Annotated in this window: 17 protein-coding genes, 1 pseudogene and 1 riboswitch; of the genes and pseudogenes, 13 read left to right on the forward strand and 5 right to left on the reverse strand. The window is 63.7% G+C overall.

Annotation, left to right across the window (positions count from 1 at the left end):
- Window positions 1-5 precede the first annotated feature (5 nt).
- A riboswitch (cobalamin riboswitch) is annotated at window positions 6-185 on the reverse strand.
- 84 nt (window positions 186-269) lie between these two features.
- From cbiE to cobM, 4 genes are read left to right on the forward strand one after another with little or no spacing between them, the layout of a single operon-like run.
- The gene (gene cbiE, locus B0G75_RS18810) at window positions 270-1,493 is read left to right on the forward strand and encodes a precorrin-6y C5,15-methyltransferase (decarboxylating) subunit CbiE (RefSeq protein ID WP_106308590.1); all 1,224 of its coding nucleotides are present in this window, start codon (window positions 270-272) and stop codon (window positions 1,491-1,493) included.
- A 46-nt stretch (window positions 1,494-1,539) separates the two neighbouring features.
- Complete coding sequence (locus B0G75_RS18815) at window positions 1,540-2,637, forward strand: cobalt-precorrin-5B (C(1))-methyltransferase (protein ID WP_106308593.1); 1,098 nt, start codon at window positions 1,540-1,542, stop codon at window positions 2,635-2,637.
- A 2-nt stretch (window positions 2,638-2,639) separates the two neighbouring features.
- A complete protein-coding gene (locus tag B0G75_RS18820; protein ID WP_181309305.1) occupies window positions 2,640-3,362 on the forward strand; it encodes a cobalt-precorrin-6A reductase in 723 nt (240 codons plus the stop codon).
- A gap of 58 nt (window positions 3,363-3,420) precedes the next feature.
- Window positions 3,421-4,146 (forward strand): precorrin-4 C(11)-methyltransferase, encoded by a 726-nt coding sequence (gene cobM, locus B0G75_RS18825; RefSeq protein WP_106308599.1) that lies wholly within the window; start codon window positions 3,421-3,423, stop codon window positions 4,144-4,146.
- 93 nt (window positions 4,147-4,239) lie between these two features.
- Here the strand turns inward: cobM and metE are convergent, their stop codons facing one another.
- Window positions 4,240-6,534, reverse strand: coding sequence for a 5-methyltetrahydropteroyltriglutamate--homocysteine S-methyltransferase (gene metE, locus B0G75_RS18830; protein WP_106308602.1), 2,295 nt, complete (start codon window positions 6,532-6,534; stop codon window positions 4,240-4,242).
- A gap of 135 nt (window positions 6,535-6,669) precedes the next feature.
- On the opposite strand from metE, the gene B0G75_RS18835 reads away from it, so the two are divergent.
- Together B0G75_RS18835 and B0G75_RS18840 are read left to right on the forward strand one after the other, a co-directional pair.
- Window positions 6,670-7,602: a LysR family transcriptional regulator gene (locus tag B0G75_RS18835; RefSeq protein WP_106308605.1), complete on the forward strand. Its 933-nt coding sequence runs from the start codon at window positions 6,670-6,672 to the stop codon at window positions 7,600-7,602.
- On the forward strand, window positions 7,599-7,976 hold the full coding sequence (locus B0G75_RS18840; protein WP_181309297.1) for a hypothetical protein: 378 nt from the start codon (window positions 7,599-7,601) through the stop codon (window positions 7,974-7,976). Before B0G75_RS18835 ends, B0G75_RS18840 begins: the two co-directional genes overlap by 4 nt.
- Window positions 7,977-8,036: 60 nt before the next feature.
- On the opposite strand, the gene B0G75_RS18845 is transcribed toward B0G75_RS18840, so the two are convergent.
- Window positions 8,037-9,530: an MDR family MFS transporter gene (locus B0G75_RS18845; RefSeq protein WP_106308608.1), complete on the reverse strand. Its 1,494-nt coding sequence runs from the start codon at window positions 9,528-9,530 to the stop codon at window positions 8,037-8,039.
- 215 nt (window positions 9,531-9,745) lie between these two features.
- On the opposite strand from B0G75_RS18845, the gene B0G75_RS18850 reads away from it, so the two are divergent.
- The 5 genes from B0G75_RS18850 (at window position 9,746) to B0G75_RS18870 (ending at window position 13,719) form a co-directional block, all read left to right on the forward strand.
- A complete protein-coding gene (locus tag B0G75_RS18850) occupies window positions 9,746-10,012 on the forward strand; it encodes a DUF1488 domain-containing protein (RefSeq protein WP_012427223.1) in 267 nt (88 codons plus the stop codon).
- 301 nt (window positions 10,013-10,313) lie between these two features.
- Window positions 10,314-11,465, forward strand: a complete 1,152-nt coding sequence (locus tag B0G75_RS18855) for a porin (protein WP_106308611.1) — start codon at window positions 10,314-10,316, stop codon at window positions 11,463-11,465.
- A 145-nt stretch (window positions 11,466-11,610) separates the two neighbouring features.
- The gene (locus tag B0G75_RS18860) at window positions 11,611-11,919 is read left to right on the forward strand and encodes a DUF4148 domain-containing protein (RefSeq protein WP_106308614.1); all 309 of its coding nucleotides are present in this window, start codon (window positions 11,611-11,613) and stop codon (window positions 11,917-11,919) included.
- Between the two features lie 317 nt (window positions 11,920-12,236).
- Window positions 12,237-12,872 carry a carbonic anhydrase gene (locus tag B0G75_RS18865; RefSeq protein ID WP_106308616.1) on the forward strand — a complete coding sequence of 212 codons (636 nt, stop codon included), beginning with the start codon at window positions 12,237-12,239 and terminating at the stop codon, window positions 12,870-12,872.
- Between the two features lie 118 nt (window positions 12,873-12,990).
- Window positions 12,991-13,719 carry a carbonic anhydrase gene (locus B0G75_RS18870; RefSeq protein WP_106308619.1) on the forward strand — a complete coding sequence of 243 codons (729 nt, stop codon included), beginning with the start codon at window positions 12,991-12,993 and terminating at the stop codon, window positions 13,717-13,719.
- Between the two features lie 94 nt (window positions 13,720-13,813).
- Here B0G75_RS18870 and B0G75_RS18875 read toward each other — a convergent pair whose 3' ends face one another.
- Window positions 13,814-14,407, reverse strand: a complete 594-nt coding sequence (locus B0G75_RS18875; RefSeq protein ID WP_106308622.1) for an alpha-ketoglutarate-dependent dioxygenase AlkB — start codon at window positions 14,405-14,407, stop codon at window positions 13,814-13,816.
- Between the two features lie 125 nt (window positions 14,408-14,532).
- Window positions 14,533-16,206: an alpha,alpha-trehalase TreA gene (gene treA / locus B0G75_RS18880; protein WP_106308625.1), complete on the reverse strand. Its 1,674-nt coding sequence runs from the start codon at window positions 16,204-16,206 to the stop codon at window positions 14,533-14,535.
- A gap of 448 nt (window positions 16,207-16,654) precedes the next feature.
- Between treA and B0G75_RS18885 the strand changes: the two are divergent.
- Both B0G75_RS18885 and B0G75_RS18890 read left to right on the forward strand, forming a co-directional pair.
- Window positions 16,655-17,554: pseudogene (locus tag B0G75_RS18885) on the forward strand (DMT family transporter).
- A 323-nt stretch (window positions 17,555-17,877) separates the two neighbouring features.
- Window positions 17,878-18,861, forward strand: a complete 984-nt coding sequence (locus B0G75_RS18890; protein WP_106308628.1) for a DUF4148 domain-containing protein — start codon at window positions 17,878-17,880, stop codon at window positions 18,859-18,861.
- Between the two features lie 46 nt (window positions 18,862-18,907).
- Here B0G75_RS18890 and surE read toward each other — a convergent pair whose 3' ends face one another.
- Window positions 18,908-19,687, reverse strand: a complete 780-nt coding sequence (gene surE / locus B0G75_RS18895; RefSeq protein WP_106308631.1) for a 5'/3'-nucleotidase SurE — start codon at window positions 19,685-19,687, stop codon at window positions 18,908-18,910.
- Window positions 19,688-19,888: the final 201 nt, after the last annotated feature.

Raw genomic sequence — 19,888 nt, forward strand, 5'->3', positions numbered from 1 at the left:
TGGCTGGCACGAACAGTCTTGCCGGCAGGTCTCCTGGCTGGCAGGTCATGGTCCGCCGCGGCCTTCCCGGTTAAACCAGTGGCGTGGAGCGCAGGCGGACTCGCTGCATACAGTTGCGGGGGCAGCCACAGCGACACTGTGTTCCCTCTTCGGCCCCGAAGGGCACCGGCGGCTGTATTATGCCTTTTTTCGAACAGCACAACGAGGCTGGACGCTTTGACCGGCGTGGCACAGCGCATTATTTGAAGACACAGAATGAGGATGGATGCATGCCCGCGTGGCTGACGGTGGTGGGCATAGGCGACGACGGCTTTGCCGGTCTGGGGAGGCCCGCGCGGCGCGCTTTGCTGGAAGCGTCGGTGGTGTACGGCGGCGAACGTCATCTGGCGATGCTGCCCGCGCGTCTCGCCGCGCGCCGTGCCGCCTGGCCGCGTCCGTTCGATCTCGCACCCTTGCTGGCCGAGCGCGGCGCCGCCGTGTGCGTGCTGGCGAGCGGCGACCCGATGCTGTTCGGCGTAGGCGCTACGCTCGCGCGGCAATTGCCGGCGGGCGAACTGCGGGTGCTGCCGGCGCCGTCGTCGCTGTCGCTGGCGGCCGCGCGGCTCGGCTGGCCGTTGCAGGATGTCGCGACGGCGTCGCTGGTGGGGCGGCCGTTGGCCACGCTGAACGCACATCTGCACGACGGCGCGCGCGTGTTCGTGCTGAGCGCGGACGGGCGCACGCCCGCAGCGCTCGCCGAGCTGCTGAACGCGCGCGGTTTCGGGGCGACCCGCATGAGCGTGCTGGAGCACCTGGGCGGCGAACTGGAGCGGCGCATCGACGGCCGCGCGGATCAGTGGTCCGCGGGCGATGTGGCCGCGCTCAACCTGATCGCGCTCGACTGCCGCGCCACCGAAGGCGCGCCGCGTCTGCCGCTGACCTGCGGTTTGCCTGACGATGCGTTTCGTCACGACGGCCAGTTGACCAAGCGCGACGTGCGTGCGATCACGCTCGCGCGCCTTGCGCCGACGCCCGGCGAATTGCTGTGGGATGTGGGCGCGGGCAGCGGCTCGATCGGCATCGAATGGATGCGCGCGCATTCCAGCTGTCGCGCGATTGCGATTGAAGGGCACGCGGAGCGGCAACGCTTTATCGAACACAATCGCGATGCGTTGGGCGTGCCGGGGCTGCAACTCGTGGCGGGGCGCGCGCCTGACGCGCTGCAGGGGTTGCCGGTGCCGGATGCCGTGTTCATCGGCGGCGGGGTGACGGTGCCGGGCGTGCTGGAGGCCTGCTGGGCTGGTCTGCGCGAGGGTGGGCGGCTGGTCGCTAATGCGGTCACTTTGCAAGGCGAGGCGGTGCTGACGTTGTGGCGCGAGCGGCATGGCGGGACGTTGACACGGATCGCCTTGGCGGACGCGCAACCGCTTGGCGGTTTCGATACGTGGCGGCAGGCGTTGCCGATCACGCTGCTGGAGGTGACGAAGCAGGCCGGTGGCGGAGAGCGAGCGTGAACGGAACCCATGCCATGATTGACGTTGCGAGCGCCCGGAGTTCCTGATGCGCGAAGAAACCCCCGAACACCCCGCGCCGCTGCGTAGCGGCTACACGACCGGCAGTTGCGCCACCGCGACGTCGCTCGCGGCGGCGCGTCTGTTGCTCGCGGGTGTCGCCAGCGAAGTCGCGGAGATTGTCTTGCCGAAAGGCCAGCATGTGCCGATGCCGCTGGTGTTCTGCCGCCTGATCGGGAATGGCGACGAAGGCGCGGAGGCCGGCACGGTCAAGGACGCCGGCGACGACCCCGACGTCACGCACCGCGCGATCGTCTTCGCCCGCGTGCGGCTCGTCGCCGAACCGGGCGTGATATTTCGCGCGGGGCCGGGTGTCGGCACGGTGACGCGCGCGGGGCTCACGCTGCCGGTCGGCGAACCTGCGATCAACCCGGTGCCGCGCAGAATGATGACCGAGCATCTGGCCGAACTCGCGGCGGAGCATGCATACGGCGGCGGCTTCGAAGTGACGATCGGCGTGGAAGGCGGCGAAGCGCTCGCGCTGAAAACGATGAACCCACGTCTCGGCATTCTCGGCGGCCTGTCGATCCTCGGCACCACCGGCATCGTGCGTCCGTTTTCGTGCTCGGCGTATATCGCGTCGATTCATCAGGGCATCGACGTCGCGCGCGCGAACGGCTACACGCATCTCGCCGCCTGCACCGGCAACGCGAGCGAGGACGCCATGCGCGCGCACTACGGCCTGCCGGATATCGCGCTGATCGAAATGGGCGACTTCGTCGGCGCGGTGCTCAAGCATATGAAACGCGCGCCGGTCGAGCGGCTGAGCGTGTGCGGCGGTTTCGGCAAGCTCAGCAAGCTGGCGGCGGGTCATCTCGACCTGCATAGCCGCAATTCGAGCATCGACCTCGAACGGCTCGCGCAATGGGCCGCCGAACAGGGCGCCGACAACGCGCTTCAAGCCGCGATCCGCGCGGCCAACACGAGTCAGCAGGCGGTCGCGTTGGCACACGCGCAGCAGGTGCCGCTCGGCGATATCGTCTGCCGGCATGCACTTGCCGTGGCGCGCGAGATCGTCCCGCCGCAGGTCAACGTCGAAATGTTCGCTATCGACCGGCAGGGCAAGCTGATCGGAGCCGCGCAATGAAAATGAAGCGGATTCTGCTGCTCGGCGGCACCGGCGACGCGCTGCGGATCGCGAGGCGACTCGGTCCTGAGCACGTGTATAGTCTCGCCGGCCTTGGCAAGGTGCCGGACGATCTGGCGTGCACGGTGCGCGTCGGCGGCTTCGGCGGCAGTGAAGGTATGGCGCGCTACATCGTCGGTGAAGGCATCGATCTCGTGATCGACGCGACGCACCCTTATGCCGCGCAAATCAGCGCGAACGCGGCGCAGGCGAGCCGCGCCGCACGCGTGCCGTATTGGGCACTGCATCGCCCTGCGTGGCAGCCGCAAGCCGGCGACGATTGGCGCATGGTCGGCGACTGGCACGAACTCGCGGATGCGCTGGCGCCGTTCAGGAAGCCGCTCTTCGCACTGGGCCGCGAACCGCTCGCGCATCTCGACGAGATCCCGCCGCATCAGTTCTGGGTCGTGCGTTGTCTTGAAGCGCACGAAGACACGGCACGTGCGCGGATACTTGCGGCACGCGGTCCATTCACGCTCGAAGGTGAGCGTGCGCTATTCGCACTACAAGCCTTCGACGTAGTGGTCAGCAAAAATAGCGGCGGCCAGGCGACTGAAGCGAAGCTCGAAGTCGCGCGTGAACGCGGTTTGCCGGTCGTGATGCTGCGCCGTCCTGAGTTGCCGGCGGCAGAGAGGGAATTCGAGAGCGTGGCCGACCTGCTCGACGCGCTGAAAGTGGCGCATTGAACTTGAGCGTGAATCGCGCATGCATGCCATGCCGCCTCAATGAATCATGGAGTAGTGAATGACGGTGTTTTTTATCGGCGCGGGTCCGGGCGACCCCGAACTGATCACGGTGAAAGGGCAGCGCCTCGTGCGCAGTTGTCCGGTGATCCTGTACGCGGGTTCGCTCGTGCCGGCTGCCGTGCTCGAAGGTCATGCGGCGCAGCAGGTCGTCAATACCGCCGAACTCGACCTCGATCAGATCATCGCGTTGCTTGCGGCCGCGCACGACCAAGGTCTGGACGTGGCGCGCGTGCATTCCGGCGATCCATCGTTGTACGGCGCGATCGGTGAGCAGATCCGCAGACTGCGCGAACTGAAGATTCCCTATGAGATCGTGCCGGGCGTCACCGCCACGGCCGCATGCGCGGCGGCGCTGGGTTGCGAACTCACGTTGCCGGATATTTCGCAGACGCTGATTCTCACGCGCTTCGCCACCAAAACCAGCATGCCCGAAGGCGAACAGCTCGCCGACCTCGCCCGGCATCGCGCGACGATGGCGATTCATCTCGGCGTGCGACACCTTGCGCGCATCGTCGACGAATTGCGGCCGCATTACGGCGGTGCGTGTCCGATCGCGGTGATCTATCGCGCGAGCTGGCCCGACGAGGAAAAGATCACCGGCACGCTCGATGATATTGTCAGCAAGGTGCAATCGACATCCATCGAGCGGACCGCATTGATTCTGGTCGGACAGGTGCTGGCCGCGGAAGGCTTCGCCGACTCGACGCTGTACGCGAAAGTCTGAACGGCCTGCGTGAAAAGCTCATCCGCGCACCCAGACACAGTGCGCGGATGAGCGATCAATACCAGACCAACACGAGATCAGCGGCCGATCCTCTCACGCCGTCACTTCATCTGGCTGCTTCGCCGCCAGCTTCGCACGCAATGCCTTGGCGGCCCGAACCATGTTCGCCAGCGCCGCTTCGGTTTCCGGCCAGCCGCGCGTCTTCAGCCCGCAATCCGGATTGACCCACAGGCGTTCAGCGGGAATCACTTCGCACGCGCGTTCCAGCAGGCGTTGCATGGCTTGCGCATCGGGCACGCGCGGCGAGTGGATATCGTAGACACCCGGGCCGATCTCGTTCGGGTACGCGAACGCGCCGAAGCCGTCGAGCAGTTCCATCGCCGAGCGCGAGGTCTCGATGGTGATCACGTCGGCATCCATCGCGGCGATCGACGGCAGAATGTCGTTGAACTCCGAATAGCACATATGCGTATGAATCTGCGTTTGATCGGCGACGCCCGCTGCTGAAATGCGGAACACGCGCGTGGCCCATTCCAGATACGCGGCCCAATCGCCGCGACGCAACGGCAAGCCTTCGCGGAAAGCTGGTTCGTCGATCTGGATGATGCGAATGCCGGCCTTTTCCAGATCCACCACCTCGTCTCGGATCGCGAGCGCGAGTTGCAGCGCGGTGGTCGAGCGCGGCTGGTCGTCACGCACGAACGACCATTGCAGCATCGTCACCGGACCGGTCAGCATGCCTTTCATGAGACGCTGCGTGAGCGATTGCGCGTAGCGTGTGGTTTCGACCGTCATCGGTTCGGGACGATACACGTCGCCGTAAATGATCGGCGGTTTCACGCAGCGAGAGCCATAGCTTTGCACCCAGCCGTTTTCCGTGAACGCATAGCCCCACAACTGTTCGCCGAAATATTCGACCATGTCGTTGCGTTCGGCTTCGCCGTGCACCAGTACGTCGAGGCCCAGCTCTTCCTGTTTGCGTACGGCGATCTCGATCTCGGCGCGCATGCGCTGCAGATAGTCGAGTGCGCGCAGTTCGCCGCGCTTGTAGGCGGCGCGCGCCTGGCGAATCGCCGGCGTTTGCGGGAACGAGCCGATCGTGGTGGTCGGCAGGAGCGGCAGGCCGAGCGCTTCGCGTTGCAGTCGATTGCGTTCGGCGAACGGGCTTTGCCGGTCGGCCATCGCGCTGCTTACCGCGGCCACGCGTTTTTGCACGAGCGCGTTGACCACCGTGCTGGAATGGCGGCGCGCTTCGAGCGCGCGGTCGGCGGCAGCGAGTGCGGCTTCAGCTGCCGCGCGATCGCGCAAGGCGAGGGCGAGCGTGGCGACTTCGTCGAGTTTTTCGGTGGCGAAGGCGAGCCAGGATTTCAGATCGGCGTCGAGTTTTTGCTCCCCATCGAGCGAGACCGGCACATGCAGCAGCGAGCACGACGACGAAACCCACAGCCGTTCGCCGAATTCCGCATGCAGGCCCTGCAGCGATTCGACGATCTCGCCGAGATCCGCGCGCCAGATATTGCGGCCATCGATCACGCCGGCCGACAGCACCGCGTGCGCGGGCAGGGCGGCGCGCCAAGCGTCGAGTTGCTGCGGTGCGCGCACCAGGTCGACATGCACACCGGCGACCGGCAGCGCAGCCACGCGCGGCGCGTGTTCCGCGGCGCTTTCGAAGTACGTGGCCAGCAGCACTTTCACGCCCGACGTGCCGAGCACGTCATACGCGGCGGAAAACGCGTCGAGCCATTCAGTGGGCAGATCGACGCACAAGGCCGGCTCGTCCAGTTGCACCCATTCGATGCCACGCTGCTTGAGCTTGTCCAGCAAACGGCTGTAACGGATCACGAGCTTCGGCAGCAACGACAATCGGTCGAAGCCGGCGACATGGCTCTTCGACAGCCACAGGTAAGTGATCGGCCCGATCAGCACCGGTTTGACCGGCAGATTCAGCGCGAGCGCTTCATCGATTTCGTCGAACAGCCACTCGACGCCGCCGTCGAAACTCGTCTGCGGCCCCAGTTCCGGGACGAGGTAGTGGTAGTTCGTGTCGAACCATTTGGTCATTTCCATGGCCGGTTGCGCGGCGTTGCCGCGCGCGAGCTCGTAGTACTGGGCAAGCGACAACGTCTTCGCATCGAAGCCGAAACGCTGCGGCAAGGCGCCGAGCAACGCGCTCAGATTGAGCATCTGGTCGTAGTAGGCGAAATCGCCGACGGTGACGAAATCCAATTTGGCATCCTGCTGCAATTGCCAATGACGGGCGCGCAGTTCGCGCGCGACGCCACGCAAATACTGTTCGTCGGATTCGCCGCGCCAGAACGATTCCTGCGCGAATTTCAGTTCGCGCTGCGCGCCGATGCGAGGAAAGCCGGGAATATGCGTGCGGGCCATGTGAAGTCCTGTTGTTCGTTGTGTGAATTGGCGTCCAGTGTGGAAGTCGCGCTATGATTCATCAAGCGACATGTTTTCACCAATGTATGAGCCAGATTCATATCAAGATTTATTCGTTCAATGCGGAGCCATTCCATGCTTGAGCTTCGCCACCTGCGTTCGTTGATTGCCATTGCCGACTCGGGCAAGCTGGTGGCGGCTGCCGAGCGCGTGCATCTGAGCCAGTCCGCGCTCTCGCATCAGATTCGCGATATCGAGGCGCACTATGAGGTGTCGCTGTTCGAGCGCACCAAGCAGGGGTTGCGATTCACTGCCGCAGGTGAGCGGCTGCTTGCGCTCGGCCGCGAAACGATCGCGGCGGTGAGCGCGGCGGAGCGCGATCTTGTTCGGCTGAAAGGCGACACGCGCGGCGAGTTGCGCATCGTGCTCGAATGCCATACCTGCTTCGACTGGCTGATGCCGGTCATGGACGAATTCCGCCGGCGCTGGCCGGAAGTCGAAGTGGACCTCGTCGCGGGCTTCCATGCCGATCCGCTGCGTTTGCTGAGCGACGGCAAAGCCGATGTGGTGATCGGCTCGAAACCGGCCACGCGGCGCAGCCTGCATATCGCGCCGCTGTTTCGCTTCGAGATTCTGGTGGTGATGGCTAATGAACACCGCTTGCGCAACAAACGTCGCTTGACGCCGGAAGATCTGCGCGACGAGACGTTGATTACCTATCCGGTGCCCGACGCGCGCATCGATCTGATCCGGCAGGTGCTGGAGCCGGCTGGCATCAAACTCGAACGGCGCACGGCGGAACTGACCATCGCCATCATGCAACTGGTGGCGAGCCGCCGCGGGATCGCCGCGCTGCCGAACTGGGGCGTGAAAAACTACGTCGATCACGACTATGTGCTGGCCAAGCGCGTCGGCACCCAGGGACTGTGGAGCGAGTTGTATGCCGTGGCCGGGAAAGGCCTGGCAAGCCGGCCTTATTTCGACGATTTCGTCAGGATCGTTCGCGATACTTGCGCGGCGCAACTCGACGGTATCGAGCTGCTGACGGAAGAAGGCGGTGCATCGTGACGAATGCGCGGCTCATTCAACGACGCTTCACGAACCCGATTTCAACTGCGCCCGCGCTCGGCGAAGCTTTCGATAGCAACTCGTTTGCCGACGTGACGATTCCCGTCTCGCTGCTCGCGGGCGAGGCCGATGTCGCCGCGCCGGTAGCCACCAACATTCACCGCATCGCGGGTTCGCAGCCCAACACGCATGTGGAGATGGTGCCGGGCGCGTCGCATTACACGTTCCTGGATACCTGTCTCGCCGAGGTGGTCGCGCATCTCGCGGACATTTGCCAGGATGGCCCGGGCGTCGATCGTGATGCGGTGCATGCGCTGGCAACTGATCGGGCGATCCGATTTTTCTCAGCGACCTTGCCGGCGCGCCGACGCTAACGGCAGTGCGCCAGCGTTATCGAACCAAGCGTGGCAGCGCGCGCTACGCCGCCACGCATCTCAATCCTCCAACGGCGCCAACGCTTCGATCGGCATCTTCTTGTCGCCGCCGATCTTGATGGCCGGCACGAACATCAGCAGCACGACCACGAAGATCGCAATGACGAAGAGCGAAATGAACGTGAGGTGCAGCGACTGATGCAGCACAGTGCGGATCATCTCGCTGTCACCGAGGCTGGCGGCCTGATTCTGCAGCAGCGCTTTCAACTGATCCGACGTGACCACGGCCACGCCCTTCGAATGACTCAGGCCGAAGTTGAGCACCGCGCCGAATAGCGTCGCGCCCAACGTACTGCCGAGATTGCGCGAAAACAGATTCGACGCGGTGGCGCTGCCGCGTTCGTCCATGCGAACGATCTCCTGAATCAGGATCAGGCAGCTGACGCTCGACGTGCCCATGCCGAAGCCCATGACCAGCGAGCCGAACGCCGCGACGAGCGGCGAGCCGCCAGGCGACAGGAACAGCAGCAACAGCGCGCCGAGCGGAATGGCCGCGCTGCCGCCAATCAGAATGCGCCGCAAGCCGAGGCGATGAAACGACTTCGCGGCGAGCGTCGCGCCGGTCGGCCAGCCCACCATCATCATCGTCAAGGCGAGGCCGGCGATCACCGGCGAGCGATGCAGCACGCCCTGCACATACATCGGCAAAAACGTGGTCGAGCCCATCAGGATCATGCCGGACAGCAACGTCGCGCCGTTCGAGGCGGCAATCGGCCGGCGGCTCCAGAGCGCGAAGGAGATCATCGGTTCAGCCGCGCGGCGCTCCTGCCACGCGAACAGCAGCACGCACAGCGCGAACACGCCGCCCGCCATCGACGCTTGCGCGACCTGGTCGTCGCCGGCGTAGGTGAGTGCCATCATGAGCGCGGCGATGGCCGCCATGAACAGCGCCGCACCGCCGAAATCGATCGAAGGGCGCGCATGCCGTTCCGATTCGCGCAGGAACGCGATGAAGCCCGCCGCGGAGGCGAGGCCGATCGGCACGTTCATCCAGAAGATCCACGCCCATGACATATTGTGAATGATGAAGCCGCCGACCATCGGACCCACCACCGCGGAAATCGCCCAGACGCTCGCGAGGTAGCCTTGTACCTTGCCGCGTTCGCGCGCGGGATAAAGATCGGCGACGACGGTGAGCGTGACCGGTTGAATCGCGCCCGCGCCGACGCCCTGAATCAGGCGGAAGGCGATCATGGCCGGCATCGACCAGGCGAAGCCGGCCAGCACCGAGCCAAGCAGAAAGATCGCGATGCCGGCCAGTATGACCGGCTTGCGGCCGTAGAGGTCGGCGAGTTTGCCGAACACCACGGTCATCGCGGTCTGCGTGAGCAGGAACGACGAGAAGACCCAGCTATACAAATGCAGATCGCCGAGCTGCGCGACGATCTGAGGCATGGCGGTGGAAACGATGGTGGCTTCGATGGCGACCATCGCCATCGAAGCCATCACGGCGGCAATGACGAGAGGACGCGACGATTGCGGGTTGCGGGACATGGGCCAGGAGTTAGTATTAGGATATAAGGCACGTCAGGCAGCATGGCCATGGGTGGCCAGGCCGTGACGCATCAGCACGACCGTACGAGGACGGCCGATGTCGAGTATGCACCCTGCTGAGAATGCGCGCTGACAACGGTCGGCCTTGCGGACCAAGCCGCCGTGGCACAGTGTTTGCGCGCCTGAAGCTTTCTTTCGACAAATGGAGGGTCATCATGAGGATCGAATTCACCGGACGCCGTGAAGTGGTTGCAGCGGCACGCGTCGCCTTCGAAGCCAATGTCGACGGGGCCGACGTCTGGTGCAGCGTGTCGCTGGATGCGCTGAACGAGCATTTCGGCAACGACGGCCCATCAGCCCATAACCTTGTCAACACGTTCGAGGCAAATCGCGCGCAGATTGAAAAGGCTACGCGCAAGGTCCTCGAAAAAAACGGCGGCCAGTCCGTGGAACTCGAGACCGGCGACTTCAACAGAAGCTGAGCGGCGCGGATTCTGATTGAGGATGAGTCCGGCGCACACGCCGGGCTCGCAAACGACTCAGCGCCTGACGCCTGTTGTTCACACACAACCCGTTCATTGCGCGCAGACCTCTGGTCGCGCGTCTTCAGCTTTCAAAACACCCGTCAAAGCGCGGCGCATCGCGATTGCTGCGTTTAGATGACGGATTCTTCCAGATTCCATAAAGGACTGCTCCAGAGCACGGGCATTCGTTTTCGATGCCCGCGTTTCTATACTCGCGTCGCTGTTCAACCCGACCTTCCAGCTACGCAGGAGCATTGACGTGAAAAAGATTTCCGCCGCGGTCGCGGCGTTCGCAGGACTTGCCGCCGCCACGGCGCATGCGCAAAGTTCAGTCACGCTGTACGGCCTCATCGACGCCGGGGTGATGTACACCAACAACGTGAAGAAGGGCGGCTCGCAGGGCGCGCTAGTTCAGGCCACTAGCGGCAACATCAACGGCAGCCGCTTCGGCTTGCGCGGCGCAGAAGATCTCGGCGGCGGATTGCAGGCGATCTTCGTGCTGGAGAACGGCTACAACGTGCAGAACGGCAAGCTCGGCCAGAACAACCGGCTGTTCGGCCGTCAGGCGTTTGTCGGCTTGAGCAGCAAGCAGTACGGCACGTTCGCGCTGGGCCGCCAGTACGATTCGCTGGTTGATTTCGTCGCGCCGCTCTCCGGCACGGCGGGCACGTTCGGCGATACCGGCTTCGCGCATCCGTTCGACAACGACAATCTGAATCACTCGGTGCGCATGAGCAACGCCGTCAAGTACACGAGCGCGAACTATGCCGGTCTGAAGTTCGGCGGAATGTATGCGTTCTCGAACAACACGGGCTTCGCGGTCAATCGTGCCTATAGCGCGGGCGTGAGCTACGCCAACGGTCCGTTCAAGGCGGCTGCCGGCTATTTGCAGATCAACGGTTCGAACTCGACCGCCAACACGGCCGGCGCGGTCGATCTCGGCGAATCCGCGGCCAACGGCACGGGCGGCTTCCAGCTCGGCGCCGATGTGCAGCGCACGGCCGGCGCCGCGTTGAGCTATGGTTTCGGTCCCGTGACGGCAGGCTTCGTCTATACGCATAGCCAGTTCCAGAACACCGCGTCGTTCGGCGCCACGCATGGCTCGATGCGCTTCGATAACTATGAAGTGAACGGCAAGTACGCGCTGACGCCCGCGCTGAGCCTCGGCGCGGCCTACACCTATACGGACGCGCATGTGGGCGGCACCTCGAGCTTCGGCTCGGATCCGAAATGGAATCAGATAAACCTGCAGGCCGTCTATTCGCTGTCGTTGCGCACCGACGTGTATGCCGAAGCGATGTATCAGCACGTGAGCGGCAAGGGCTACACCGCGTTTATCAACACAGCGGGCGGCGCGTCTTCGACGGGCAACCAGGTGGTCGGCACGGTGGGGATCCGCACGCGCTTCTGAGCGTGATTTCTCCAGATTCAGGAACAATCCCTTCGACGGGCGGCCGTTATTCTCTGAGGAATCGGCGCCTATATTGAGTTCACGGGTGGCGCGCAGAGTGATTCGAAGCGCCGCCGACCATCAATTACCGGAGGTTGTTTTTATCATGAAGTCCCTGATCAAGGCCGTCGTTATCGCTGCTTCGCTGGCTGCTTCGGCCACTGTATTCGCCCAATCGAATTCCGGCATCACGCGCGAGCAGGTGCGCGCGGAACTGGTTCAACTGCAAGCGGCCGGCTATCACGTCGGCGACGGCGATCAGGCGCGTTACCCGGAAGCGATTCAGGCCGCGGAAGCGCGCATCGCCGCGCGCAGCGGCGAGACCAGCGGTTATGGCGGCAGCGTGGCGGGTTCGTCGCAAAGCGGCCGCCCGGCTGTGCCCGCCGCTGACTGGAATGCGATGTATAGCCGTTGATCCGACGCGCCCCGCGTAGTGTGGGGCGGGCCACGTTGGAAGGGACTCTTCCAGCATGGCGTATATATCCGCATCGGCGGTATCGGTAAAGTAGTCAGGCACGCACGGTTTCCGGTGTGCGAGCGAGAGAGTTGGCCCCGGTTGGTAACAGCCGGGGCTTTTTTTATTTCGCTGCGCACCCGCCCGCATAGTTGTCCGGTTCGCGGCTGCGGTTGAGGCTGCGGTATAGTCGCGCCAATAGATCGCATGTATGCTCCCGGCTTTCATATTGTCGCGAGCACTGCAGGCTCAGGCTTCGATTTATCTGGAGAACAACCGTGCAGGAAATCATCGAAGGTCTCATCCGCTTTCAACGCGAAGTCTTTCCGCAGCAGAGCGCATTGTTCAAGCGCCTGTCGATGGCGCAAAGTCCCAGTACGCTTTTCGTGACGTGCTCGGACAGCCGTGTCGTGCCGGAGTTGCTGACGCAGACCGAGCCCGGTTCACTGTTCGTGATCCGCAATGCGGGCAATATCGTGCCGTCTTATGGTCCGGAGCCGGGCGGCGTGTCGGCGACCGTCGAGTACGCGGTGGCCGTGTTGGGCGTGCGCGATATCGTGATTTGCGGCCACTCGAATTGCGGCGCGATGACGGCGATCTCGACCTGCAAGAATCTCGATCATCTGCCGGCGGTGGCAGGCTGGCTGCGTCACGCGGATGCGGCCAAGGCCATCAACGCATCACGCACTTACCATTCGGACGCCGAGTGCCTCTCCGCGCTGGTCAAGGACAACGTGATCGCGCAACTTGCGAACATCCGCACACATCCGTCGGTGGCAGTCGGGCTCGCGAACAAAACGCTGCGGCTGCACGGCTGGATCTTCGATATCGAAAGCGGCACGATGCTCGCGCTCGACGGATCTAGCGGAAAATTCTTGCCGCTGGTGGACAACCCGGACATCTACGCCGTCTAACTTGATGTTTGAACGTGAGAGGCGCACGATGAGACGTCGCGTGCGCGACCAACTTTCACGGCTCATGCCGGCTCGCACGGCACCGCTGGGGCGTTGTTCATGACATAGGAGGCGAGCCATGTGCGGCCGTCATCTGTCTTCCCCCATGCGGCGCAATCTGCTGCTGGCCGGTGCGTCGTCGATCACGCTGGCTGGTTTGTCGCAGCGCGTTGCGGTGGCGGCCGAACCTGCGTCTGGCAACAGGCCGAATTCGATTCCACCTTCCGAAGCGCTCGAACGCCTGATGCAGGGCAACGCCCGTTACGCCGCGAATACCCCTTCAAACAAGGACTATTCCGCGGGCCGCGCGGCGCGTGTTTCGGCGCAGTATCCGATTGCCGCGATCGTCGGGTGTGCGGATTCGCGGGTTGCGCCGGAGCTTGCGTTCGATCAGGGGCCGGGCGATCTGTTCGTGGTGCGCGTGGCCGGCAATTTCGTCAACGACGATATTCTGGCGAGCCTCGAATACGGCGTCGAGGTCCTCGGCGTGCCGCTCATCATGGTGCTCGGGCATACCCAGTGTGGCGCGGTGGCCGCCACGGTCAAGGCGCTCAAGGATGGCGTTCATTTGCCCGGCCATCTGCCCGAACTGGTTCGCGCGATCAAGCCGGCCATGCAGATGGCGAAAGTGGCGAAAGGAGATCAAGGCGAAGATCTCGTTGCGCAAACCACGATCGAAAACGTCAGGTTGAATGCCAACCGGCTGACCGTATCCAGACCGCTCATCGGGCCGTATGTGAAGAGCGGCAAGGTCAAGATTGTCGGCGGTATCTACGATCTGGCGACGGGTAAGGTCACGTTGCTCTGACGCGCCTCTCGCCCGGATGTCACGCCGACTGATTCCTTGCATGTCTGAAATGAGCGGTTCGAAGCCGTGAAACCAGAACCGCTGCTCGCGCTCGTTAACCGCTGAAGCAGCGAAACGCGAGGCTGATGCGCGGCTGCGTCACACCCGCAAGCTTGGGAATACCGTGCTCATGCGTGAATTGCGACGCATAGCTCATGACCAGACAACTGCCGGGCTCCAATTCGACATGCACGATCCGTCCTGCGCCGACGCCGACGCCGACTTTCGGCCGGATCGTCATGCGGCGGCTCGCGCCGAGCGAAATGATGGCTATCGGTTGAGCGGGCACCAGCTTCTCTGTCTTGTCGCTGTGCAGCGCGACGCTGTCGCTGCCGTCGCGATAGAGATTGAGACCGACGCGATTGAACGGCGCACCCACGAGCGCGCGTACGGCTTCGAATGCCTCGCCCAAAGGCGCGGGCAGATCGCCGGCGTCACGGGCGAAGGTGGCGAGCAGACGCGGCACGGCGACTTCGCGGTCGTACATCATGCGCTGCTGACTAAGCCAGCCGACATTGCGCAGCGCAGTCTCGAACCACGCCTGCGCCGTGGCAGCCGGGATCGACTCGGGCAGATAGCGGATCCCGTCTTGCTCGTCATGGAGAAGGGCTACGGGCTCGGGCGCGAATAGGGCTTGCTGGGACACCATGATTCCGATGCGGGCTGGGTGCCGCGCGGTCACGCAACGAAGGGCGGCTGGGGCAAATCATTATACTGTGTTTTTATACAGTATTCATGACCTGCCGCCATCGCCAGACCGCCCTCCGTGCAGACTCACTCGCCCGGGCTATACAGGTCGAGCAGCTTGAGCGTCACGCCATTGGTCCAGCCGAAGCCGTCCTGCAGCGGATATTCGCCACCGCCGCCGCCGCCCGTTCCCGCGCCTTCCACCACGTATTTCTCGACCAGTTTCTGATCGGACGCATAGACGCCTTTGACGTCGGTGAGAAAACGCGTGCCGATCTGTTGCGCGAGCGCGTCCTGGCCATAACGCTTCAGGCCCTGAATCGCCGCCCAGTGCAGCGGCGCCCAGCCGTTCGGCGCGTCCCACTGCTGCGTGGTGTTGTAGGTCGTAGTGACGAGGCCGCCCGGTTGCAGCAAGGTGGACTGCACCTGTTTCGCCGTCTTGAGCGCGCGATCCGGCCACGCCGCGCCGACAAACAGCGGAAATACCATTGCCGCCGTCTTGTTGTCGCGCGGCTTGGCGAGCTGCCAGTCATAGTCGCCGTAATAGCCGTTGGGATTCCACAGATAGCGGTTGATGCCGAGAGCGCGCTTCGCGGCGCGTTGCGCGAATTCGCCGACGCAGCGGAAATCGCGCGTCTCGCCGCAACCTTTGGCGATGGTGATCTCGAGATGGAACATCAGGCTGTTCAGGTCGACCGGAATAATCGACGTGGTGCGCACCGTCGCGAGGGTCATGTTGTCGCCGAACCAGCGCGAGCTAAAATCCCAGCCGCTTTCGGCGGTGGCGCGCAACTCGCGGTAGACGTCGTTCGGATTGCGGCCGCTCGCCTGTTGCGCGGTCTGAATGTCCTCCAGATACGATTCGTCGCGCGGCGTGTCGAGCTCATCCCAGTAGCGGTTGAGCACCGTGCGATCCGGCATCACGACGACATTGCGCGTGGCCGAGCCGGGTTGCGTGGTGGTCTCGCCCTGCATCCAGTACGCGTATTCCTTGCGTAACGCCGGCAGGTACTTCTGGTAGACGCCGTGGCCTTCCACTTTCGCCGCGAGTTCCACCATGTGCGAGAAAAACGGCGGCTGCGAACGGTCCAGATAGTAGGTGCGATTGCCGTTCGGAATGTGGCCGAAGGTATCGATCTCGTAGGCGAAGTTGTCGAGCATGTCGTCGACGAGATTTTCGTTGCCCGATTCCTGCAGCCCAAGCATCGTGAAATAGGTGTCCCAGTAGTAGCCTTCGCGGAAACGGCCGCCCGGCACCACATAGGGTTTCGGCAATGGAATCAGCGAGCTGTTCGGCGGCGCGCTGGTGGTGGTGCGGGTGAGCGCGGGCCATAGCCAGTTGATGTGTTCACGCAGCGTCTGGTTGGCGGGCGGCGTAATGACCGGCTCGCTCGGCGGCGTGAAGTATTTGTTGACGAAGTTCGCCAGCGAAAAGCCGGGGTTGTGCTTCTTCTGCTCGTACAGTTGCACGATCGCGGCGGGATCGGCGTTCGGCGTTGCGTCGACGAAGGTCTTCTGGTCCGGATAGATCTGCGCGGTCTGCACGGCGACGAAGAGATCGCCGTAGAGTTTGTCGGGCGCGGGCGGAAGCGTGCCGCCGACCTGGGTGTCGGCATGGCAAACGCCGGCGAGATTGATCAGGAAAACGAAGCTTGAAGCGGCCGCTATGCGGTGCAGCCTGGTGGATTCGACGCTACGGAAAGCGGTGCGAGATGCGATGCCGGCGCGCCCGAAGTTGCGCAATTGCGATGACTCAATCATGTCTCCTCCAGAGGAATGGACAACAGGATTGGTCTGCCTCGCGCCCAATGTTTCTTCTAGGGATAACCAGGGCGTGGCTAGCATCGCACAAATAACGGGGCGTTACAAACGCCGATGCGGAAGGCATACGCAAGGTGCGCACGCCGCTGCGCTGCACAATCCGGGCTGGTATATGTGCACTTACTGCCGGTCCGCTGACGCGCTTCCCAGAAGATGATGCGCGGGTCCTTACGGTGCGGGCCGACGAAGTAGGTAATGTGGCTCGCGAGATCACGCCGGGCGAAGCCGCAGGCAGTCGTAAGGCCGGCGCGGCTCGAATCAATCGTCACGCGCCTCGTCGGTCCCTTCATGGCGGCGCAGGCATAATCCGTTTTCCACCCATGCGAGCCGCGCAGCCGGTCCGCGAGACCGGGGCGACGCGTCGTTTCGCGCGCTCCCAGGAAAGTCCATGCCGCCCATCACCGCCGTCCGCACGAGCGTCGTGCCCTTGCGCAGCGTTGCGCTGATCCTCGTGTCGATGTTCTGTTTCGCGCTGGTCGATGCGCTCGCCAAATCCGTGGCGCTCGCTTATCCGGCCAACGAAGTGACGTTCTTTCGCATGCTGTTCGGCCTGGTGCCGGCTGTCGCGGTATGCCTGCGCGGCAAGCCGATCGTCGAGCGGATCAAACACATGGACGTGCGCGGGCAGACCCTTCGCGCGCTGACGTTGCTCGGCGCGTCGGGGCTTTTCTTCGCCGGTTTGCCGTACATGCCGCTTAGCGAAGCGGTGGCGATCGTCTAATCGGAGACCTTGCTGGTGATCGTGCTCGCGCCGTTGTTGCTGAAGGAGGCGTTGAAGCCGCGCGATGCGCTGGCCGCCGCGGTCGGCTTTGTTGGCGTGCTGTTCGTGGTGCGTCCGGACGGCTCGCATTCGAGTTGGCTCGGTCCTGTCCTGCTGATGTCGAGCGCCTTCTTCGGCGCGCTATCGATCATTCAGATCAAGCGCATTCGCGCCTCGGACGATTCGGGCACGACGGTGCTGTATTTCACGGTGATCGGCACGATCGTCACTAGCGCTTCGCTGTTTTTCGCGTGGCGCGCGCCCACGCTCCAGGCGCTCGCGGTAATGGCCCTGCTCGGCGGCTTCGCCACGGCCGGGCAATTGCTGATGACCATGGCATTTCGCCAGGCCGACGCCGGCGCGCTCGCACCGTATAACTACACGAGCATTGTGTGGGCGGCGCTGTTCGGTTATGTGGCATGGGGCGAGACCATCGGCGCCATGTCGCTGCTCGGCATTGCATTGATTGTCGGCAGTTCGATCGCAGTTGCGATGCGTGGCAAGCAGGAAGAAGGGCCGCTCGTATAGATAGTGTGTGAATTGGCGAGCACGATCCGGTCTTGCCGGATTGCCTGGTAGTTCCAATCATCGTCGGGAAGAAATACAAGTCGAAACTGGCTTTTTCGGCCAACACGGTATGCACAATCAGACGATTCGACGCCTGAAGAATATAAATAGAAAATGAGCGCATCCAGTTCGCGTGCGCCTCACGTACGTGACTTGATCGGCCCGAACTTGCGGTCATCGCAGTGGCGTCGAATTGACACATTCGCCGCTAACCTTCAGATGAATCCGGGCACGTTTGTAAAGCCGCGGACGCGCACGTAACACGATTGGAAGGGGGAGACTTCATGTATAGCGAACCCAGGAAGATCGTTCTCGCAGGTCTTGTCGTCGGCGCTATTGCAATCGCTGCGTATGTGTCGCAGGCTGCCAAGCCCTGGCAGTCGACGGACGAATTCGGTTCCGCGCGAGGCGATACGCCGGCTTACCGCATGCGCGGCAACACCATCAGCGGGGCGGTCATATCCGGTCCGGTCACCGCTCGCAACGATTCGAGCGGTGCTTCGGCCAGCAGTCTGCAGGCGCCGCGCAATAGTCTGCAACGCAACGATCTTGCCGCCGCGCAGACGCAACTGGACGCGGTCCGTTCCGCCTATCAGGACGGCGATCAGGTGCGCGCGTTGCAAAAGGAAGTGCAGGCGCGCGCGGATAACGAGCAGCGTGCAGCGAACACGGCGCGCGTCGAGAAGATGCCGCAACCGGCTGCGAAGCCGGTGCGGATGTCTTCGTCGCCGAAACATGGCCGGTCGCGTGAAAGCCGCGCTCCGGCCCGCGAGCAGACGAACCGCGAGACGAACCGCGCGTCGAGCTATGCGAAAAGTCAGGCGGCGCTGGACAACCTGGTAGCGCGCGTCGACAGCAATAGCGCGCCGAACGCGAGAACGCCGGTCAGCGGTGGAACGGCTACGGCGAGGCAACCCTCATCTATTCAGGCCGGGCTGAAAGCGATGCAGAGCGCGAGCAGCGCACCGGGCGTCGTGACGCCGCCGCTGGTTCAGCAAATGCCGCAGAAACCGCCGATGATTTCACCCGTGCCGACTGAGCCGCAAGCCGACCTGACCACGCAAGCCACGTTGCCGTCACCGCCGTTGGTGCAGTCCACGCCCTCCAGCGGCACGGTGGCGAGAACGGACGACGGGCCGAAAACGCGCTCGCAGGTGCGCGCCGAAATCGCCCGTGCCCGGGAAAACGGCAGCCTTCCCGCGTTCGGCAATCCCGACCCCGCGGGGCCGGGCGGGGCGCCGAGTCTCACTGGCGCGCCGCGTCCCTAACGCCGCGCAAACCGACTGACGCCTGGCAGAAGGTCACACCACAGTTTCAACTCAGCGAAGCCGCGAGCCGCGCGAAGGTGGGCTCGTCGGTGCGATCGAAAGCGAGCGGCGTGACCGACACGCGCCCCGACGCCACTACGGCCGTTTCGCTATCGGGATCGTTCGCGCGCGCACCGCGTTGAAAGCGCAACCAGTGATACGCCATGCCGCGCGGATCGACTTGCGGCAACACGTCGATATCTTCGACGAGTCCAACGCCCTGGCGAGTCGGCGTGAGCGGACCGGCAAGCGCCGCGTCGACATCGGGAAAGTTGATGTTCAGGCAGGTGGGCGCCGCCTGCTCGATTGCAAGCAACTGACGGATCACGCCGGGCGCGAGCGCGCGCGCGGTGTCCCAGCGCACGTTGTCGCGATTGCTGAAGGTCTGGCTCAGCGCGAACGACGGCAAGCCGAGCAGCAGGCCCGTCATGGCAGCGCCGACGGTGCCCGAAAACATCGTTTCCACACCGAGATTGCCACCGCGATTGATGCCGGAAAGAATCAGCGTGGGCGGCGTGTCGCGCATGAGATGGCGCACGCCCATCACGACACAATCGCCGGGCGTGCCGGCCACGCCGAAACGCCGCTCGCCCTGGCGGCTCACGCGCAATGGCGAATGCAGGCTGATCGAATGCGACGTGCCGCTCTGATCGTGCTCGGGCGCGACCACCCAGACTTCGTGCGCGAGCTCCGCGGCTACGGCTTCGAGTACGGCGAGGCCGGGCGCGTCGATACCGTCGTCGTTCGTCAACAGTACTCGCGGCACTTTGGATTCATAGGCAGACATCGCGGCTAACTCCTCTGGGTGGGTAGGGGAAGGGATGCGCCATTATCCAGCCATCGGTCAACTCGTGCCTCGATGCGATCCGCGCAGCGCATTTTCGAACGGAGACAATTTGTTTGGCGCGCTTTTTTAAAGCCTTTTTAAATGAGAAAAAATTAATTGCGATTCGAGCAATTCTAAACGGACGGTTCGAGCAGCACGTAA

Source organism: Paraburkholderia sp. BL18I3N2, from assembly GCF_003001875.1.
In the GTDB taxonomy this organism is placed as follows: domain Bacteria; phylum Pseudomonadota; class Gammaproteobacteria; order Burkholderiales; family Burkholderiaceae; genus Paraburkholderia; species Paraburkholderia phytofirmans.